Raw genomic sequence first — 17,145 nt, 5'->3', positions numbered from 1 at the left:
AAATAACCCTGAAACGTCAACACGCCCTAGTCAGTTCAAAAAATTCAAACAAACAGAAACAGCATAGCGAGGTGATTCGACAGGCATTGAGCTTAAGAAACCGTCAATGCCTGACAAACTAAAACAACGTCCCTACTGCGATTCCCATGGTGTCATCGCTGTCATATCACTCAGGTCGTAAGGCGTTAATTGGTAAACGTAATAGTTAAGCCAATTACTCACCAACAAACTGCCATGGCTGTGCCAACGGGCGATGGCATCGGCCTTAGGATCGTCATTACGATAATAGTTTTGTGGCACATTTGGGTTTAAGCCCTGCGCCAAATCCCGATGATATTCATCGTTTAAGGTAGATTTTTGGTATTCGGGGTGACCCATGACAAACAGGTTGCGATTATTGCGACTGAGGACCAAATAGGCTCCTGCTTCCTCGGACTCTGCCAGCACTTGTAGTTCAGGATGTCGCTTAAGCTCTTCAATATCCATCTCGGCAAAGCGGGAATGCGGTGCAAAGAACTCATCATCAAATCCGCGTAGCAGCGGAAAATGCTGGCAGGTGCGGCGATGGACAAACACACCTGAGCGCTTTTGCTCAAGAATTTTACGATTTAATCCATAGAGATGGTAAAGCCCAGCGTGAGCAGCCCAACAAAGGAAGAGCACCGAGGTAACATGCTGCTGTGACCAATCGATAATTTCACGGATATGGTCCCAGTAAGTCACATCTTCAAAATCAATTTGCCCTAACGGCGCACCAGTGATGATTAGGCCGTCGTAGTTTTTATGGCGCACATCCTCAAAATCACGGTAGAAGGTGTTCATATGATCGATAGAAGTGTGCTTCGACTCTTTATCGTGAATACGCAGTAAATCCACATCCACCTGCAAGGGCGTGTTGCCTAAAAGGCGTAGAAGCTGGGTTTCGGTCTCAATTTTATTGGGCATCAAGTTCAGGATCAGTACCTTCATCGGTCTGATATCCTGATTGGCAGCCCGGGTTTCGGACATTACGAAAATATTTTCAGATTCTAAAATCCCTGCTGCTGGCAGATGATCTGGAATTTTAACTGGCATACCGCGCCTCTTCTGTTCAAACAATCAAGGGTTCCGGCGCGCGTATGCCACTCAGCAAAGAGCAAACAAATTAGCGGCCGACTTTCTCAAGCAGTATCGTCATAGGCTCAGTCGAATTGAGATCGACATGATAGGCTTGAGTATTAATAAACAATAACTTATCACCGAGCATAATCCTTGCACCAATGGCATAGGTATGCCCTGCTTCAAACTGATCGCGCCCTATAGTAAAACTAAATGGCGTAGGGGTTTTAGCGCCTTGACTCTCACGCTCTGCCATCACCACAGCAGGCACATCCATCTTAGAGACATCAAGCAACTGCACAATCAACTTGGCTTCGGCAGGCAGTGCGATACGTTCGCGATACATGGCCTCACCTTGAATCTCAACAACCGCATTTGGTGTTGCACAACCTGTCATCATCGTCGTCACAGTGAGTAATACCATTGCCGCCCATTTTTGCCATGCAGATGTCAGTCCGCTAATCCTTAACCCATGTGTCATTTCATTTCTCCTAATCATACATAAAGACTTCTGGATGTCTATACGCCCAAGCTATAAATCTTGTCATGCTGGGCATATCTTCCTATGATAAGCTACCATTTCGTTGCCGAAAAATTTATGACCCAAGCAACTGCGATAATTGTGGGCGCTAGCTCACATTTAAGCCGCGAACTTGCCAAACAATTGGCCGAACAGCAAGTTGAATTAGCACTTTTTGCACAGGATGTTGAATCGCTGCGCGAGTTCGCCTCGACCTTACCTACCAAGGTACAAGTATTTTCACTGCAAATTGAACAGCCAAGCATCATCATTGAACAGCTTGAAAACGTCTGGCAAAGTCTCGGCGGCGCCCACTTAGTCTTAGTGAATACCGGACTCAATAGCTACGATCCTGAGCTGCCATGGCTACCTGAGCAGGACATTATCGATGTCAATGTGCGGGGCTTTGCCGCTATCTGCAATACCGCATTTAGATTATTTCGCGAGCAGGGTTATGGCCAGCTTGCCACCATTAACTCGATAGCAGGGCTACGCGGCGGCCCAAGTGTGGCTTATCATGCCTCTAAAGCCTTTGCGCAAAACTATTTGGAAGGCTTAAGCATGCATGCCCAGCGGCTTAAGTTGCCTATTACTATTACCGATATTCAACTTGGTTTACTGGATAAGGCCGCCATGCAACAAAGTACGCTATGGCTTGTCCCACTCCCGCAAGTGGCGGCGCAGATCATTAAGGCCATGCAGCAAGGTAAACGTCGTGTCTATGTGACCAAGCGTTGGCGCTTAGTCGCTTGGCTGACTAAATTACTGCCTGAGTTTATCTATAATACACGCCACTGGAAGCCGAAAAAGGCTAAAAAGTAGTGTTGTTCCGTGTTTAGCTTTATTACACTGCGAAAACAAAAAAGGAGCCGTCGGCTCCTTTTTTTGTTACTTTAAAATCAGATAATTAGAAAGTGTAACCCACGCTGACCATATAAACCCATGGGTTAATGTCAGTATCAATTACTTTAGTATCACCCGCTAACTTAAACTTCACATCGGTGCTAATTTGCGCATACCACACAGAGGCGTTAACTAACCAGTTTTTATTGACTTGATAATCGATACCCGCTTGCGCCGCTAGGCCCCAGGAGGTGCTCATGCTTAAGTCAGTTAAGGCACCATTTAAATCGTTGGTGAATTCATTGTCGAAGAAGTTAGTGTAGTTCACACCCACGCCTACATATGGACGTAATGCAGATTGAGCATTACCAAAATAGTACTGTGCCACTAGAGTTGGTGGCAAATGTTTGGTTTCAGCAATCTTATTACCACCTAAAGAGACATCATGGCTAAATGGAGTCGCAGCTAATAACTCTACCCCGAAGTTATCGGTCAGCATATAACCAAAGTTCAAGCCTAGTTGAGTGTTATTGCTGATTTGGAATTCACCATTGCCCGCAACATCATCACTCGATTCATTTGGCGCAACAACCACTGCACCAGCACGAACAATAATATCGCCCGCTTGATGGGCAGAAACAGAAGCAGAGAAACCAGCGGCTAACAGGGTGGCAGCGATCAGTGTAGAAACAGTAGTTTTATTCATCATCATACTCCATATGTACAACATAGGTTTTTGTTTTACATTACATCCTTAACAATTGACGCTTACACTGCCAGATAAAATTATTCACCTTATTGATCCAAATCAAGATTAAGCGGTGATACTTATTTCGAGGTATAAACCATGAGATACAAGTCACGTTATCTAAACATTTATTGACAATACCGGTTCATTTTTTGTGACCAACCGCATTAATTAGTCATCACTAATCACCTCCCGAAGAGGTAATAGGAGGAAAATTGCCAATTTCGCCATTTACATTTAATCAACATAGATTGAAATTAAAATCCGATGAAATTCGACGATATTCAGTAGAAAAAACGCGAAAGAATCCAAAAGCAGGCAAAGACAGGAATTAAGAATCGACCTAGAAGGTGCTTATTTCGGTTTACACTCACTCATCTGCGAATAAAAGATCATGTTAACCAAATGGCTCAATAGGCTATAGCTAGTCGCGGATATTGTTTAAGCCAAGACTTTGCGGCTAGCCGTTGATGAAATAACGCTAAAGGACGCCGTGGATTGGGCGTTAGTTGTAAGGCAAATAATGAGGCTAAGCCAAAAGGGGCGATAATATGTAAGCCTTTAATGGCTGGAGCAGAAAACTTAAGCGTCTGTTCAAGCGACACACCGACAGCAGTTTCGATTTCGGGCCAATAACACATTGCATCCTGTGTCGATTGATAGGGATTGTCGAGATGCTTAAGGTGCATTCGCGCCTGATTTTTTACTGACCAAGGTAAGTCTGGCGCCAGTGTTTGTAGGTAAGCTTCTATCGCCCTATCTCGCTCAGGAAGAGTATCCAAGGGACAATAGTAAATCAGATCGATATCGTTTAACGGACGCGGCTTAATATCGTGTAATTTGTCCCACACCAGATTACGGACAAACCCCGCCGCCAAGCACCACTGCGGAATATCATACACTTGGGCACATTGCTGCGCTAATTCAAGTGCCCTTAACCGCTGTTTATCTTGGCTTAGCCATGCGCATAACAATGCATTTAATTCGGCTTCAGTCATGGCCAATATCCGCTTCAATAAGTTAGAAACACAGAAGTGACATCGACTCACGCCACTTAATCATCGATTTCATCGCATAATGAGCAGTTAATGATAGGTTAAACCGCATCGGCCTGGCGCTCGGGCGCCGCATCCGCAAAGGCAGGCAATAAATTACATTCAGCCCATACTCGCATAATATTGGGGTACGGCGTTAAATCCACATTAAAACGCTGCGCGTTGTACACCTGAGGCACTAAACACAAATCTGCGATAGTCACCTTATCCCCAAAGCAATATCGGCCACTATGGCGCGCCAGTTGGGTCTCAAGCGCCGCAAATCCCGTTGCCACCCAATGGTGATACCAAGCGGTTTTAGCTTCTTCGTCAACGTTCAGCTTCTGAGTTAAATACTGCAATACCCGCAGGTTATTGAGTGGATGAATTTCACAGGCGATGGTTAATGCCATGGCGCGCACCTGGGCACGCTCAAGGGCTGATGCGGGTAATAGCGGTGTCTTTGGATAGAGTTCATCTAGATACTCAATAATGGCTAAAGATTGGGATAACGCATCCCCATCCTGCTCATCATCCACCACCAAAGTGGGGACTAGCTCCTGCGGGTTTAGCGCGATATAGTCCGCCTTGTGCTGCTCACCACCATCACGCACTAAATGCACCGATAACTGCTCGGCGCTCACTCCTTTAAGATTGAGGGCAATACGCACACGATAGGCGGCGCTAGAGCGCCAATAACCGTATAGTTTCATCTCACGCTGTCCTTTTGTCATGCTGAAAAAACGGGGCTAAAAGCCCCGTCGATATTATCTATCACTTTTCAAATAAAAAAGCCTTACGCCTTGTACTCAACCACTTTTTGATCGATAGCGCCAAAAATAGAGGCGCCATTATCATCGAGCATTTCGATGCGTACTGTGTCGCCAAAACGCATAAACGGTGTGCTAGCTTTGCCGTCGCTAATCACTTCAAGCATACGTTTCTCGGCTAAACAGCTTGAGCCGGCACTGCGGTCATAGTTAGAAATCGTACCAGACCCGATAATGGCGCCCGCACCCAATGGACGGGTTTTGGCAACATGGCTAATTAACTGGCTGAAGTTAAAGGTCATATCGACACCCGCATTCGGGCGGCCAAATAACTCACCGTTTAAGTATGTGATAAGCGGTAGGTGCACCTTTGAATCTTCCCAACGTGCGCCTAATTCATCTGGCGTAATGGCTACCGGCGAGAAGCTGCTCGAAGGTTTAGATTGGAAGAAACCAAAACCTTTGGCGAGTTCGGCCGGGATCAAATTACGCAGTGACACATCATTGACTAACATCAGCAGTTTGATGTGTTTCGCTGCATTTTCAGCACTCACGCCCATAGGCACATCATCAGTGATCACAGCGATTTCCGATTCGAAATCGATGCCCCAGTCTTCGCTCGCCAGCGGGATATCCGCCTTAGGTGCGATAAAGCTGTCAGAGCCGCCTTGGTAAAACAGCGGATCAGTCCAGAAGGTTTCTGGCATTTCTGCGCCGCGCGCCTTACGTACTAATTCAACATGGTTAACGTAGGCACTACCATCGGCCCACTGATACGCGCGTGGTAAGGGTGATAAACATTTGGCTTCATCGAAGGCTTGCGCATTCGGTAATTTGCCTTCGTTGAGCGCATCATACAATTCTTGTAATTGCGGTTTGAGCAATTCCCAACCATCAAGTAATTGCTGCATCGTATGGGCAATCGCTGGCACGGCCACCGTTTGAGTAAGATCGCGGCTCACTAACATCAACTGACCATCGCGGCGACCATTGTTATAACTGGCAAGTTTCATATCTGCTCCTGTGCTTCTACGGCTCGGCGTACTGCGCTTTTTATCTCGTTATGGTTAACCGACAATATCAGCTAACGCGAATTTTTTGCTGACGAGAACATAGGTGAATAAAAACCTAGATTGACTCGGTATTAGGGTTTGCTGCGCGTAGAAATACCCGAAGCGACGGCGGATTCCTATAGCGTGAGCAAAATCACATTTCAGCTTATTTTTTCACATTTTGTAAACTAATCATTACATTTCAGATAATGTTGCCGCTTGTCACTATTTCGCTGAACGATATGGTGAAAAAGTCGGCAACAAAGTGGAACGATACTGTTACATCTCAAGCTTAAGCCAAGATTACTTTGGCTTGGAAATCTTATATTCGCGAAGTTTGTTAGCGATAGCCGTGTGGGACACGCCCAATTTCTTCGCCAATTGCCGAGTACTAGGGTAAGCCGGATATAAGCGTCGCAGTAAGCTGGCCTCAAATTGCTTCATCGCATCATCGAGATTGCCTTCGAAGGCATTATCGAAATAACCAAAACCTTCAGCGTAGGATGGCAGCTTAAGTTGCTCAACGGTCAATTCGCCCGAACCATCCCACATGGATACGGCTCTGAAAACGGCGTTTTTAAGCTGACGGACGTTCCCCGGCCAAGCGTAAGTTAACAGATGATCACGGCATTGGGCCGAAATCCGCCTGACAGGGCTAGAGAGTTGCTGGCTGTAATGCTCGAGGAACATCTCTGTCAGCGGAATAATATCGACCTTACGTTCACGCAGTGACGGAATGTGATAACTAAGCACATGGATGCGATAGTACAAATCTTCCCTAAATTCACCGGTTTGACATAGCTCGGCTAAGTTTTTCTGGGTCGAGCAGATAATCCGTACATCGGCGCGGACTTCTTCGTCGCCACCGATACGTCTAAAGGTGCCATCCTGTAATAACCGCAGCAATTTAACCTGTGCCGCCTTGGACATTTCGGCCACTTCATCAAGAAATACAGTGCCGCCCTTCGCCTCTTCAAAAAAACCACGTTTAATGACTTTACCTTGGCTAACGTAGCCAAACAGTTCTTCTTCGGCGGCGCTATCGGGCAATGCCGCACAGTTAATGGCAATAAACGGTTTTTCGCGGCGCATGCTGGCATCATGGCTGGCTCTGGCCATTAACTCTTTACCAGTGCCAGTTTCGCCCGTGATCAGTAATGGCGCATCGAGTTGCGCCATGCGGCGGGCTTGTTTAAGCACTTCTTTCATCTTGTCGCTGCTGGCCAATACATTTTCAAAGCCTGTGGTTTGATTTTGCAGCGCATTAAATTGTTTACCCACCCGCGCAGGCGATTTAAGCGACACCACCGCACCGACGAGGATAGTTTTCTCGTCCTCATCGGGTAAATAAATCGGTAACATTTCAGCCAGATATTCGTTTTGGCCGATATTCACCCGCGCCGCCTGCGGCAGCACTTGGCCCTCACTGAGCCAGCGGCTGAAGTTAAACCCTTGTACCCAATGGTTTAAGGATTCATCAAGCACTTCGTGTTCACCCATGCCCATATTGAGCAGCGCCGATTCGTTCACAATGCGAATACGCGCCTTCACGTCGATGGAAAACACAGAGTCTGGGAGAGTTTTAAGTAGGGTTTTTAAGGCGTAGTGTTCTTGCTCTGACGGCATAAATGACACCGTTCGTACATCGTGGACGCTCTCCACTTTGCGGATCTGCGGCATCAAGGCGCTTAAGGTTTCAAAACTGACTTCAGCAAATTGCAGGTAAAGAAAACCTTGGTTACTGGCATCAATGGCAATGAGATTAATGCCATAACGTTCTAACACGACTAAGATGTCTTTCGCTAAACCCACGCGATCTTGACAGCTAACTTCCAAGCGCATAATGACTGATATTCCCTTTTTTGATTCGAATTTTGGAATAAAACGTGCGAGCTATAGTCCCTGAGGTGCCCTTCATAAGACATGCGTTTGACGAAACACGTTCAGTTTACGCAAACGTAAGGGACTAGATAAATAGCTGGGCGTGTATACGTTAGAAGGTTACGCTCAAAGTGGCAAGCCTAGTTTACAGTGCATTTGTAACAGGAAGAAAAAATCAGCATCAAAATTGCATTAAGATGCTGATTTAAAATATTAACTTTTTAATCTAATAACTGGTCGGTCTTGGCCGCCATAATGAAATCATTCTTATGGAGGCCCTTAATTGAGTGTGACCACCAAGTCACGGTCACCTTGCCCCACTCGGTTAAAATACCAGGATGGTGGAATTCTTCCTCGGCCAATTCCGCCAACTTATTGGTAAATGCCATTGCTAGTTTAAAGTTTTTAAACTTGTACACCCGTTCCAATTGCATGATGCCGTCACGCACTTGCACGCCCCAATCGGGGATCATGCGGATAAGCTCGGCCAATTCTTCATCGGTCACTTTCGGTGCATCGGCTTGGCAAGCTTCACATTTCATTTGGGTTAACGCGGTCATACATACTCCTATTGGCAACATCACAGGTTCAATCCGTTGCTCTTATTACGCTTTATTTAATTCGTTTATGTCTAGGGCGTGTTGACGTTTCAGGGTTATTTTTGCAGCAATTTGGCTGGCTTTTATGCAAGGCAAAGTCCGTGCAGTGTAGTTATTCTACATAAACGGACGATAACGCGGCAGAAAAGCCAGCCAAATGCTGCCCGAAGGGTTCGTCTGGCAAGCCCTTGCTCTTTGTCACTCGTCATTTGAGTAGAATAACTACACATCATTCCTCGTTTCGCGAGCACGAACTTACCAGAACGAACAAAATTTAATCTCGAAACGTCAACACGCCCTAAAAGTCGGTCATTAACTTGCCTTGGCCTTGGGCGGATATTTAGGGGCAAACAAGCCGAGCTGCCGCGCCTTAGCCACATAGGCCATAATGTCCATTTTGGCGATTTCATCTAATACATCAATATGTTCAATCACATAGTAAATTGGCTGCATAATATCGATACGATAAGGCGTGCGTAGCACATCTAAAAGATCGAACGGTTTACGTTCAGGCACTTGGCTTTCCATCGCATATAAGGTTTCGCCAGGAGAACTTAAAATACCACCGCCATAGATACACAGTTCACCCTCTTGAGGCTTGAGCAAACCAAACTCGACGGTAAACCAATACAAACGAGCCAAAAATACTCGGTCTTCCTTGCTGGCATTTAAGCCTAATTGACCATACATATGCGAGAAATGGGCAAAAGATGGATTGGTCAACAAGGGGCAATGACCAAAAATCTCATGGAAAATATCTGGCTCTTGCAGGTAATCAAACTCTTCCTTACGGCGGATAAAAGTCGCGACCGGAAACTCCTTGTTAGCCAATAGCTCAAAGAATCGACCAAAGGAAATTAAGGCGGGCACGGCCGCGGTTTTCCAGCCCGTGGTGGCCTGTAGCACTTTGTCTATCTCCGCCAATTGTGGGATGCGATCCTTGGGCATCGCCAAGGCATCAAGTCCCTGCAGATACTCCTTACAGGCACGCCCAGGCAGATTCACCGCTTGGCGAGCATACAATTGGCTCCAAATCTCATGTTCTTCCTGTGGGTAATGGATATACCCTGAATCATCTGCACTTCTCGCAACATAGGGCGCAGTGTGCGCAATTTCTTTAGTCATAAAATTCACTTCATGGCTGACACTAATGCCTCCATAGTGATCTAAGCCTCGATTTTTGTTAACTCCCTCACAGTTTATTGTTTGCGCGTCAATGTGACGTAAACGTAAAGCAAATATTACAAGTCGTTTAAAAGGCATGGACAATATACATACAGACTCACCCAGATGGGTATCAATCCTTGACATTCAAACGTAAAAATGACGACGATAAACAGATAATATGCAGAAAAACCGACAAATTTCGGCGTTTGCAAATGGCTTTTCTGCGTAGGTCATTTACAATATTGCCCAATAATCGCCTCTCCTTAATCTGAAGGTTCGCAATGAAACAACATCAAATTCGTAAAGCCGTTATTCCTGTCGCCGGACTTGGCACTCGTATGCTTCCTGCGACCAAAGCTATCCCTAAGGAAATGCTCCCTGTTGTAGATAAGCCACTGATCCAATATGTCGTTAGTGAAGCTATTGCTGCGGGTATCAAAGAAATTGTGCTCGTAACCCACGCCAGTAAAAACTCTATCGAAAACCATTTCGACACCAGTTTTGAATTAGAAGCGCAATTAGAGCGCCGCGTAAAACGTCAATTACTCGAAGCGGTGCAATCCATTTGCCCGAAAGACGTGACGGTGATCAGCGTACGTCAATCCCAAGCTAAAGGCTTAGGTCACGCCATTTTATGCGCTAAATCCGTAGTAGGTGATGCACCTTTTGCCGTATTGCTGCCGGATGTGATTATCGATGACGCCAGTTGCGACTTAAAAACCGATAACCTTGCCGCAATGGTAAGCCTGTTTGATGAAACCCAAGTGGGTCAAATCATGGTTGAAGGCGTACCACATCATTTAGTCAATCAATATGGTATTGCCGATGTGAACGGCCACGATTTACAGCCTGGTGAATCAGAGCCATTAGTCGAACTCGTTGAAAAACCTCCAGTTGATGAAGCGCCATCTAACTTAGCCGTTGTTGGCCGTTACGTGTTACCCGCAGCAATTTGGCCATTGCTGGCCAAAACGCCTGCAGGCGCAGGTGATGAAATCCAATTAACAGACGCCATTGCGATGTTAATGAAGCAAGAAACCGTAAACGCTTACTATATGCAAGGTAAGAGTCACGACTGCGGTAACAAACAAGGCTATATGCGCGCTAACGTAGAATACGCTCTGCGCCACAGCGAAATCGGTGAAGATTTTGCCCACTACTTAAAAACAGTTGTAAAGGGAATTAAATAATGACGATTTTAGTGACCGGCGGTGCTGGTTATATTGGCACTCATACCGTAGTGGAATTACTTAATGCGGGAAGCGAAGTGATTGTATTAGACAACCTGTCTAATTCAAGTATCGAAGCACTAAACCGTGTCGAGCGCATTACCGGTAAATCGGTCACATTCTACCAAGGCGATATTCTCAATAAGGCCTTACTACAGAAAGTCTTTAGCGACCATAACATCGATGCCGTTATCCACTTTGCTGGATTAAAGGCCGTCGGCGAGTCAGTAGCTAAGCCACTGAAATACTATGAGAATAACGTGACTGGCACCTTAATTCTTTGCCAAGTGATGGCAGAGTTTAAGGTGAAAAATCTCGTCTTTAGTTCCTCGGCAACTGTGTATGGTGATCCTGCTAGCCTGCCCATTACCGAAGATTTTCCAACGGGTGCCACTAACCCCTATGGTCAATCTAAATTGATGGTTGAGCATATTCTGGCGGATTTACACCATAGCGACCCAAGTTGGAATATCGCTCGTTTACGTTACTTCAATCCCGTTGGTGCCCATGCCAGTGGTTTGATTGGCGAAGATCCTAACGATATTCCGAATAACTTGATGCCATTTATCGCCCAAGTGGCCGTGGGTAAACGCGAGGCCCTCAGTGTGTTCGGCAATGATTACCCAACCCATGATGGTACTGGCGTTCGTGATTATATCCATGTGGTGGATTTAGCCATTGGTCACCTTAAAGCCCTTGAGAAACTCGCCACAAAACCAGGGCTTGTCACCTACAATCTAGGTACAGGCCAAGGTTACAGCGTGCTCGATATGGTTAAAGCCTTCGAGAAGGCCTGTGGTAAATCGATTGCCTATCAGATTGCACCACGCCGCCCAGGAGATATTGCCGCCTGTTATGCAAACCCTGAGCATGCTAGAACCGATTTGGGCTGGCAGGCGACCCATAGTCTTGAGGATATGGCAAATAGCAGTTGGCATTGGCAATCAACCAATCCCAATGGTTATAAAAGCTAATCATCTAAATGGCTTGTGGTAATTCCCAAGCCATTTTTCTTCTCGATTAATAAAGATTGTTATTCATTAAACACCTATGACAGAAAGCATTAATCACAGTCGCCGTAGTCTTTTTAGTCGCCGAAAGTCCTTGGCGATTAGGCCGCCTTGGGTGCGCGAGGGGGTAGAATTTACCGATATCTGTACTCGCTGCTCAGCCTGTATCACCGCCTGTGAAACTAAGATAATTTTCAAAGGTGATGGCGGCTTTCCTGAAGTCTCGTTTAAGGACAATGAATGCACTTTTTGTACTCAATGCGCCACTGTCTGTCCTGAGCAAAAGTTGTTTGATTTGACCCAAACGCCATGGCAACACATCGCGGAGATTCAAGATAACTGCTTAACCTTTCAAGGTATTTGGTGCCAAAGTTGTAAGGATGCTTGTGAGCCCCGCGCCATCAGTTTCACCCTAAGTGTAGGCAAAGCGCCTATGCCGAAAATTGATACAAGCCTATGTACGGGTTGTGGCGCCTGTGTCGCTCCATGCCCAAATCAAGCGATTAGTATTAAGCAAGCAGAATAGCCATTGAGCCCCCTGGGCTTGTCCCTGTATTTACGTTACTATTTCATTCCCAATGTATTAGGTTTCTCATCACCATGTTTGGCAAAAATCTCCTGTTTACCCGCAAATCGTCCCCCGCGCTCAGTTTTATTGCTAAAGGCACTAGGCTGACTGGCAATATTGAATTTGCTGGCGATGTGTTGATTGGTGGTGAAGTTCAAGGTCAAATACTGTCGCAGGCGAATGTGATTGTTGAGCAAACGGGAAGTCTTCACTGCGAGGTAAAGTGTCGAGAATTAATTATTGATGGTTATTTCAAAGGCCGATTAATTTGCGAGCGCTTAGTCATCCAAGCACATGGGATTGTCGACGGTGATGTTGCTTGTACTTCAATGCAAGTCAATGAAGGCGGCCAGTTTATTGGTTTAAGGATTAAGGAAGATCACCAGACAATCCACGCACATAGCCTGTCCTCTGCAACATCGACAAACGTATTGTTATCGCAGAGTCAAAATGACTAATCCACATTTCAGCCCATAAAAGAGCGAGGGTGTGTCGACATTTAGAGATTAAACTTTATTTGCGCCGCTAAATTCTAGCCTACGTCACGCGAGTGATGTGTCGTTGTTCTAACCAACTACGAGCGACTCTGATGAAGATGATGAGCTCGCTAAATTACTCCTCCAGCCCAAAATCGCCTAAATAAACACCATACAATCCAATGACTAGCATTGTTGGTTAACCAATTGTTAAATTAAAGATTGAGATCACAGTTAAGCCGTACGACAACTGCTAACCTAATCCACCAACAATGCATTTTGTGCATACGGTTTGCTGCTTAATCAATGGTATCGATATGCTTAGGCAAAACTGTGTGACTGCAGACTCAGACTCATCGCAAGGCGAGACCAAATGAGCAATCAATTACTAAAACAAATCTGCGAACTTGATGTATTCACCTTACTTGTATTTAAAAGTATTTTTGATAACGGACATGCAAATAGTGCCGCCAAAGCGTTAAATGTGTCGGCTCCAAAAATTAGCCGCTGTCTCAATGCGCTACGGTTAACCTTTAATGATGAACTATTTTATCGGCGCCAACAGGGGCTCAAACCCACACCTCTTGCTGAAAGTCTGTATGTCGCTATTTGCCAATTCACCGATTCGGTTTATCACCTAGAACAATCTGCAATGCAGCTGCAAAATGCAGCGAGTCACGTTGAATTACCGCTCCATATAGCCGCAAGTAATGGATTATTAAGTTTCTTAGCACCACAGCTCAGTTCACCCGATGTGATAAGTGAATTAGGCCAAATAAGACTACACAAGTGGCAAGACAATAGTGCGGAACTGATACATGCAGGTGAATTAGATTTTGGGATCACAATAGAGCCGACCGAATCCAAAGAGCTTAGTGTTACACGCTTAGGCTGTATTTCAAATGTCTATGTCGTTGCTTCGAAACATCATTCCCTTTGGGACAGCCAACTTGAAATCAGCCTTGAGCACATATGCCGTTATTCATTTCTATGCATTGAACTGAAGGGCTTTAACAGCAGAATTGACCCACTAGAACTGTTCTGTCAGCGCCAAGGGCTGTTGTTACCCTCGATTGAAAGAGTCACGGATCGGGAAGAATGGTATGCCCACCTTCTCACCATGCAAAGTGTGGCATTTTGTTCGAGTATTGATATGCATACCGTAAAACATATGCCGGGATTAAAACTAGCGCCGCTTCCCATCGCAGAGTTACACCGTCTACATGAAACGATTATGCCACCACAGTATTTTCTCGTAGAAAAGCCACGAAGCCATCGACGCTACAGTCAAACACAATGCGAACTTGTCGTCAGTTCATTATTAACCGCCCTCACGCCTTTCAATACGCGAGTCAGTCAATAATCCCCAAAAGCATGGATGCTTGTGCCACTATTTACAAAAGCTTCAAATGTTAAATTTAAGTAAATACAGCGCATTCTCCCTCTGTACACTATGATTCTCAATAGTTGTTTTTGTTTTATTTTTCACTGTAAAAAAGCATTTGATAAATGTTTCATCAGTATCTTTAAGTAAAATTAATTGAAAATTAATTTCAACAAATTGTTAAAAACAAAAATAACATTCTGCAATCCACATCTCACTTTTACCGCCAGATTCTAATTTGCGAAATACTTAATTTCACATTTTAGAATTTCCATTTTGATGTGTTAAATCACTGTTCACATATCAGATACAAACTTATAAATACCACTTTATAAGTAGATTGTTCGACCTATAGTAGAGTCACTGCACACGCAGTCTTATAGAAAGAAAAAGGGACGCGATGATGAAAAACTACAATAAATCTCTACTGGCACTAGCTCTCACTAGTGCCTTGTGTTTAACCGCCTGCGGGGACGGAGAAGACGGGCAAGATGGTGCACCCGGCACGCCCGGAACACCTGGTACCCCTGGAACACCGGGTACGCCTGGTACACCAGGGTTACCCGCTGGTTCTTTTGCTAAAACCGCAGAATCTATAACCGATCTGAAATTTACTCTTAGCCCAGCTGATATCAAAGTCACCAGCAGCGAAGGTTTCAGTGTTAAGTTCAGCTTAACCGGAAAGAGCGCAGGCAAAGATGTTCCTTTTATGGGACTCGATAAAATTGCGATCTACTCTTTAACGGCAAATGACAATACGTCAGGCACTGGTGCGCCAATTCAATGGCAAAACAATGCTACGGCAAACAAAGCGGGTAGCTCATTAACTTGTACTCTAAACGGCCTTAACGGTACTAAGAATGCTTGTAAATTAACTGAAGATACAGCAAACCCTGGTACATACACTGCCACTTGGACTTACGATGGTGCTGCACCGATCATTAATCCAAATGATAACCCTAATGCAGTACACAGAGTATTTTTACGCGCATACAATATCGCCAATAGCCAAGGCGTTGCCTTAGCAGATAAAGTACTTTCAGTACCTGTTGATTTTATCCCAGCGACCGATGAGTTAGCCGCATCAGGCAAAGACACAGTATCGAGTGCAGCATGTAAAAACTGTCACGGTGAAACTGATGGCCATATCGCTAAGATCGAAGCTCACCATAATTATCAAGACGTTAAAAACTGCGTAACTTGCCATAACCCAGATCTAGTACCCAGCGATGCACAACTTGCTGAAGGTTGGGTCTTTGATTTTGCTCCAATGATCCACCGTATCCATGCCGGTGAACATAATGCAGCGTATCTGTCTGGTGAAGCCAAAGAATACTTTGGTGAAATTGGTTTCCCATCTGACTTGAAAGAATGTAAATCCTGTCACGATGGTGCACCAAGTTATAACACCAATATCTACGCTAAGGCTTGCGTGGGTTGCCATATCAATGTCAACTTCGCAACTGGTGAAAACCACTCAGAATTTGGTTTAGCTCAAGCCGACGACACTCAATGTAAATCTTGTCACGGTAGTGGTAGCCTAACACCAGAAGCTGTTCATAGTGTTGGTAAACGCGCTGAATACGCCAACTTATTTAAAGTGGACTTTACAAGTGCAGCAGTTGCACCGTCTGCCACCTTAGGTATGAAAACATTAACCATCAAGGCTAATGTGACCATCAATGGTACACCCATTGCCGATGGAACAAGCCTTGCAACCTATAATGCGACCACTAATCCAACAGGAAAGTTAGTTGCTAACGGTTTATTGCTGGGTAATGTTGCTACCGATGGTACTGTTTATGCGTGGCGAGATGTTAAACCAACAGCTATCAGCTTAAACCTTGCAAGTGGTACGCTTTCTGGTGGTGTATTGACTTTTGTTAAAGATATTCCAGATGCACAAGCAGTTGGAACTATGTATGTCAGTTCAGAAGCTAACGTTTGTATCAAGGCTGGTGCAGTAGCAAGCTGTAATGCAACAGGACTTGAATTTGGGCCAACTAACCCAATTGGCAACAGCTCTCCTGTTAAATTCTTCAGCTTAGATGGTAGCGCAGTCAGCACTGCTCGTATGTCTGACCCAACTCGTATCACTGTTGAAGAAGCCAAATGTAATGCCTGTCACGGTACCTTAGACTATGTTAAAGGAACAAGACACGGTACTTACACCTTCACTCAATGTATGAACTGTCATAACGATACAACGGGTGCTTCAGGTCACAAAACGGTTGTTTACAAAGGCGCTGATGGAAGCAAAGTAGTGAATCCAGACGTCACCTTCAACAACAAAGACCTATTCACCGTTGCCCACCGTTTCCACAGTGGTAACTTTGACTCTATCACAGGCATCTTCCGTGACGATAAAGGTGAATTGCTCGGTTACCCATCACCAGAAACAGCATGTTCTGCATGTCATAAAGACGGCGCTAAACTGTTTGCAACTGACGGTGGTTTGACTTCTGAAAAACGCTCTATCAAAGTGGGTAGCTACTACATTAGCCCAGTAGCTGAATCATGCCGCAGCTGTCACGCTCACTCAGATGCAGCAGCAGTAGCTCACTTTAGAAGTAACGGTGCGATTGTAGAAGCGGATGCAGTGACTGATCCTAACCTACCAGTAGAATCATGCGCGACCTGCCATGCTGAAGGTAAAACTTATGGCATAGATAAGGTACACGCAGAGGTAGCACACTAGTACTAGTACCTTTGGGTTGCCCCCTGCACAACCCAAACTTCCTCTCTGCAACTTATTGGGGCCCCATC

Annotated in this window: 16 protein-coding genes; 7 read left to right on the top strand and 9 right to left on the bottom strand. The window is 45.2% G+C overall.

The window, feature by feature from the left end:
• Positions 1-132 precede the first annotated feature (132 nt).
• Both metA and HG547_RS00600 read right to left on the bottom strand, forming a co-directional pair.
• Positions 133-1,074: a homoserine O-succinyltransferase gene (gene metA, locus HG547_RS00605; protein WP_037416842.1), complete on the bottom strand. Its 942-nt coding sequence runs from the start codon at positions 1,072-1,074 to the stop codon at positions 133-135.
• Between the two features lie 70 nt (positions 1,075-1,144).
• Entirely contained in the window at positions 1,145-1,579 is a 435-nt protein-coding gene (locus HG547_RS00600; protein ID WP_169546574.1) for a YbaY family lipoprotein, read from the bottom strand.
• A gap of 117 nt (positions 1,580-1,696) precedes the next feature.
• Here HG547_RS00600 and HG547_RS00595 point away from each other — a divergent pair, with 117 nt between their 5' ends.
• Positions 1,697-2,440 carry an SDR family NAD(P)-dependent oxidoreductase gene (locus tag HG547_RS00595; protein ID WP_169546573.1) on the top strand — a complete coding sequence of 248 codons (744 nt, stop codon included), beginning with the start codon at positions 1,697-1,699 and terminating at the stop codon, positions 2,438-2,440.
• An 85-nt stretch (positions 2,441-2,525) separates the two neighbouring features.
• Here HG547_RS00595 and ompW read toward each other — a convergent pair whose 3' ends face one another.
• The 7 genes from ompW to phhA form a co-directional block, all read right to left on the bottom strand.
• Complete coding sequence (gene ompW / locus HG547_RS00590; RefSeq protein ID WP_037416836.1) at positions 2,526-3,170, bottom strand: outer membrane protein OmpW; 645 nt, start codon at positions 3,168-3,170, stop codon at positions 2,526-2,528.
• A 449-nt stretch (positions 3,171-3,619) separates the two neighbouring features.
• Entirely contained in the window at positions 3,620-4,207 is a 588-nt protein-coding gene (locus HG547_RS00585; protein WP_169546572.1) for a nucleotidyltransferase family protein, read from the bottom strand.
• A gap of 98 nt (positions 4,208-4,305) precedes the next feature.
• Complete coding sequence (gene maiA / locus HG547_RS00580; RefSeq protein ID WP_169546571.1) at positions 4,306-4,956, bottom strand: maleylacetoacetate isomerase; 651 nt, start codon at positions 4,954-4,956, stop codon at positions 4,306-4,308.
• Between the two features lie 83 nt (positions 4,957-5,039).
• Positions 5,040-6,026 (bottom strand): fumarylacetoacetate hydrolase family protein, encoded by a 987-nt coding sequence (locus HG547_RS00575; RefSeq protein ID WP_169546570.1) that lies wholly within the window; start codon positions 6,024-6,026, stop codon positions 5,040-5,042.
• Positions 6,027-6,368: 342 nt separating this feature from the next.
• Positions 6,369-7,907, bottom strand: a complete 1,539-nt coding sequence (tyrR, locus tag HG547_RS00570; RefSeq protein WP_169546569.1) for a transcriptional regulator TyrR — start codon at positions 7,905-7,907, stop codon at positions 6,369-6,371.
• 260 nt (positions 7,908-8,167) lie between these two features.
• The gene (locus HG547_RS00565) at positions 8,168-8,506 is read right to left on the bottom strand and encodes a 4a-hydroxytetrahydrobiopterin dehydratase (RefSeq protein WP_037416823.1); all 339 of its coding nucleotides are present in this window, start codon (positions 8,504-8,506) and stop codon (positions 8,168-8,170) included.
• A 351-nt stretch (positions 8,507-8,857) separates the two neighbouring features.
• Positions 8,858-9,808 (bottom strand): phenylalanine 4-monooxygenase, encoded by a 951-nt coding sequence (gene phhA, locus HG547_RS00560; RefSeq protein WP_224020785.1) that lies wholly within the window; start codon positions 9,806-9,808, stop codon positions 8,858-8,860.
• Between the two features lie 185 nt (positions 9,809-9,993).
• Between phhA and galU the strand changes: the two genes are divergently transcribed.
• The 6 genes from galU to HG547_RS00530 all read left to right on the top strand — a co-directional run bounded on the left by galU (position 9,994) and on the right by HG547_RS00530 (position 17,077).
• On the top strand, positions 9,994-10,902 hold the full coding sequence (galU, locus tag HG547_RS00555) for a UTP--glucose-1-phosphate uridylyltransferase GalU (protein WP_037416817.1): 909 nt from the start codon (positions 9,994-9,996) through the stop codon (positions 10,900-10,902).
• Positions 10,902-11,915, top strand: a complete 1,014-nt coding sequence (gene galE, locus HG547_RS00550; RefSeq protein ID WP_037416814.1) for a UDP-glucose 4-epimerase GalE — start codon at positions 10,902-10,904, stop codon at positions 11,913-11,915. The genes galU and galE overlap by 1 nt, the downstream gene beginning before the upstream one ends.
• Positions 11,916-11,991: 76 nt before the next feature.
• Entirely contained in the window at positions 11,992-12,477 is a 486-nt protein-coding gene (napF, locus tag HG547_RS00545) for a ferredoxin-type protein NapF (RefSeq protein WP_037416811.1), read from the top strand.
• 74 nt (positions 12,478-12,551) lie between these two features.
• Positions 12,552-12,977, top strand: a complete 426-nt coding sequence (locus HG547_RS00540) for a polymer-forming cytoskeletal protein (protein WP_169546568.1) — start codon at positions 12,552-12,554, stop codon at positions 12,975-12,977.
• A 391-nt stretch (positions 12,978-13,368) separates the two neighbouring features.
• Positions 13,369-14,358 (top strand): LysR family transcriptional regulator, encoded by a 990-nt coding sequence (locus HG547_RS00535; protein WP_169546567.1) that lies wholly within the window; start codon positions 13,369-13,371, stop codon positions 14,356-14,358.
• Between the two features lie 421 nt (positions 14,359-14,779).
• Positions 14,780-17,077 (top strand): OmcA/MtrC family decaheme c-type cytochrome, encoded by a 2,298-nt coding sequence (locus tag HG547_RS00530; protein WP_047539196.1) that lies wholly within the window; start codon positions 14,780-14,782, stop codon positions 17,075-17,077.
• The last annotated feature ends 68 nt before the right edge of the window (positions 17,078-17,145 follow it).

It is taken from the genome of Shewanella sp. DNRA4 (genome assembly GCF_012843185.1).
Taxonomy (GTDB): Bacteria; Pseudomonadota; Gammaproteobacteria; order Enterobacterales; family Shewanellaceae; genus Shewanella; species Shewanella xiamenensis.
Note: the sequence above shows the minus strand (reverse complement) of the source record. Positions and strands in the feature narration are given on the sequence as shown.

Bases quoted from the DNA above. Each gene is read 5' to 3' on its own strand.
- metA (WP_037416842.1), bottom strand. From the start codon at position 1,074: ATGCCAGTTAAAATTCCAGATCATCTGCCAGCAGCAGGGATTTTAGAA.
- HG547_RS00600 (WP_169546574.1), bottom strand. From the start codon at position 1,579: ATGACACATGGGTTAAGGATTAGCGGACTGACATCTGCATGGCAAAAA.
- HG547_RS00575 (WP_169546570.1), bottom strand. From the start codon at position 6,026: ATGAAACTTGCCAGTTATAACAATGGTCGCCGCGATGGTCAGTTGATG.
- HG547_RS00540 (WP_169546568.1), top strand. From the start codon at position 12,552: ATGTTTGGCAAAAATCTCCTGTTTACCCGCAAATCGTCCCCCGCGCTC.
- HG547_RS00595 (WP_169546573.1), top strand. From the start codon at position 1,697: ATGACCCAAGCAACTGCGATAATTGTGGGCGCTAGCTCACATTTAAGC.
- HG547_RS00565 (WP_037416823.1), bottom strand. From the start codon at position 8,506: ATGACCGCGTTAACCCAAATGAAATGTGAAGCTTGCCAAGCCGATGCA.
- galE (WP_037416814.1), top strand. From the start codon at position 10,902: ATGACGATTTTAGTGACCGGCGGTGCTGGTTATATTGGCACTCATACC.
- tyrR (WP_169546569.1), bottom strand. From the start codon at position 7,907: ATGCGCTTGGAAGTTAGCTGTCAAGATCGCGTGGGTTTAGCGAAAGAC.
- HG547_RS00585 (WP_169546572.1), bottom strand. From the start codon at position 4,207: ATGACTGAAGCCGAATTAAATGCATTGTTATGCGCATGGCTAAGCCAA.
- phhA (WP_224020785.1), bottom strand. From the start codon at position 9,808: ATGCCTTTTAAACGACTTGTAATATTTGCTTTACGTTTACGTCACATT.
- ompW (WP_037416836.1), bottom strand. From the start codon at position 3,170: ATGATGAATAAAACTACTGTTTCTACACTGATCGCTGCCACCCTGTTA.
- HG547_RS00535 (WP_169546567.1), top strand. From the start codon at position 13,369: ATGAGCAATCAATTACTAAAACAAATCTGCGAACTTGATGTATTCACC.
- HG547_RS00530 (WP_047539196.1), top strand. From the start codon at position 14,780: ATGATGAAAAACTACAATAAATCTCTACTGGCACTAGCTCTCACTAGT.
- maiA (WP_169546571.1), bottom strand. From the start codon at position 4,956: ATGAAACTATACGGTTATTGGCGCTCTAGCGCCGCCTATCGTGTGCGT.
- galU (WP_037416817.1), top strand. From the start codon at position 9,994: ATGAAACAACATCAAATTCGTAAAGCCGTTATTCCTGTCGCCGGACTT.
- napF (WP_037416811.1), top strand. From the start codon at position 11,992: ATGACAGAAAGCATTAATCACAGTCGCCGTAGTCTTTTTAGTCGCCGA.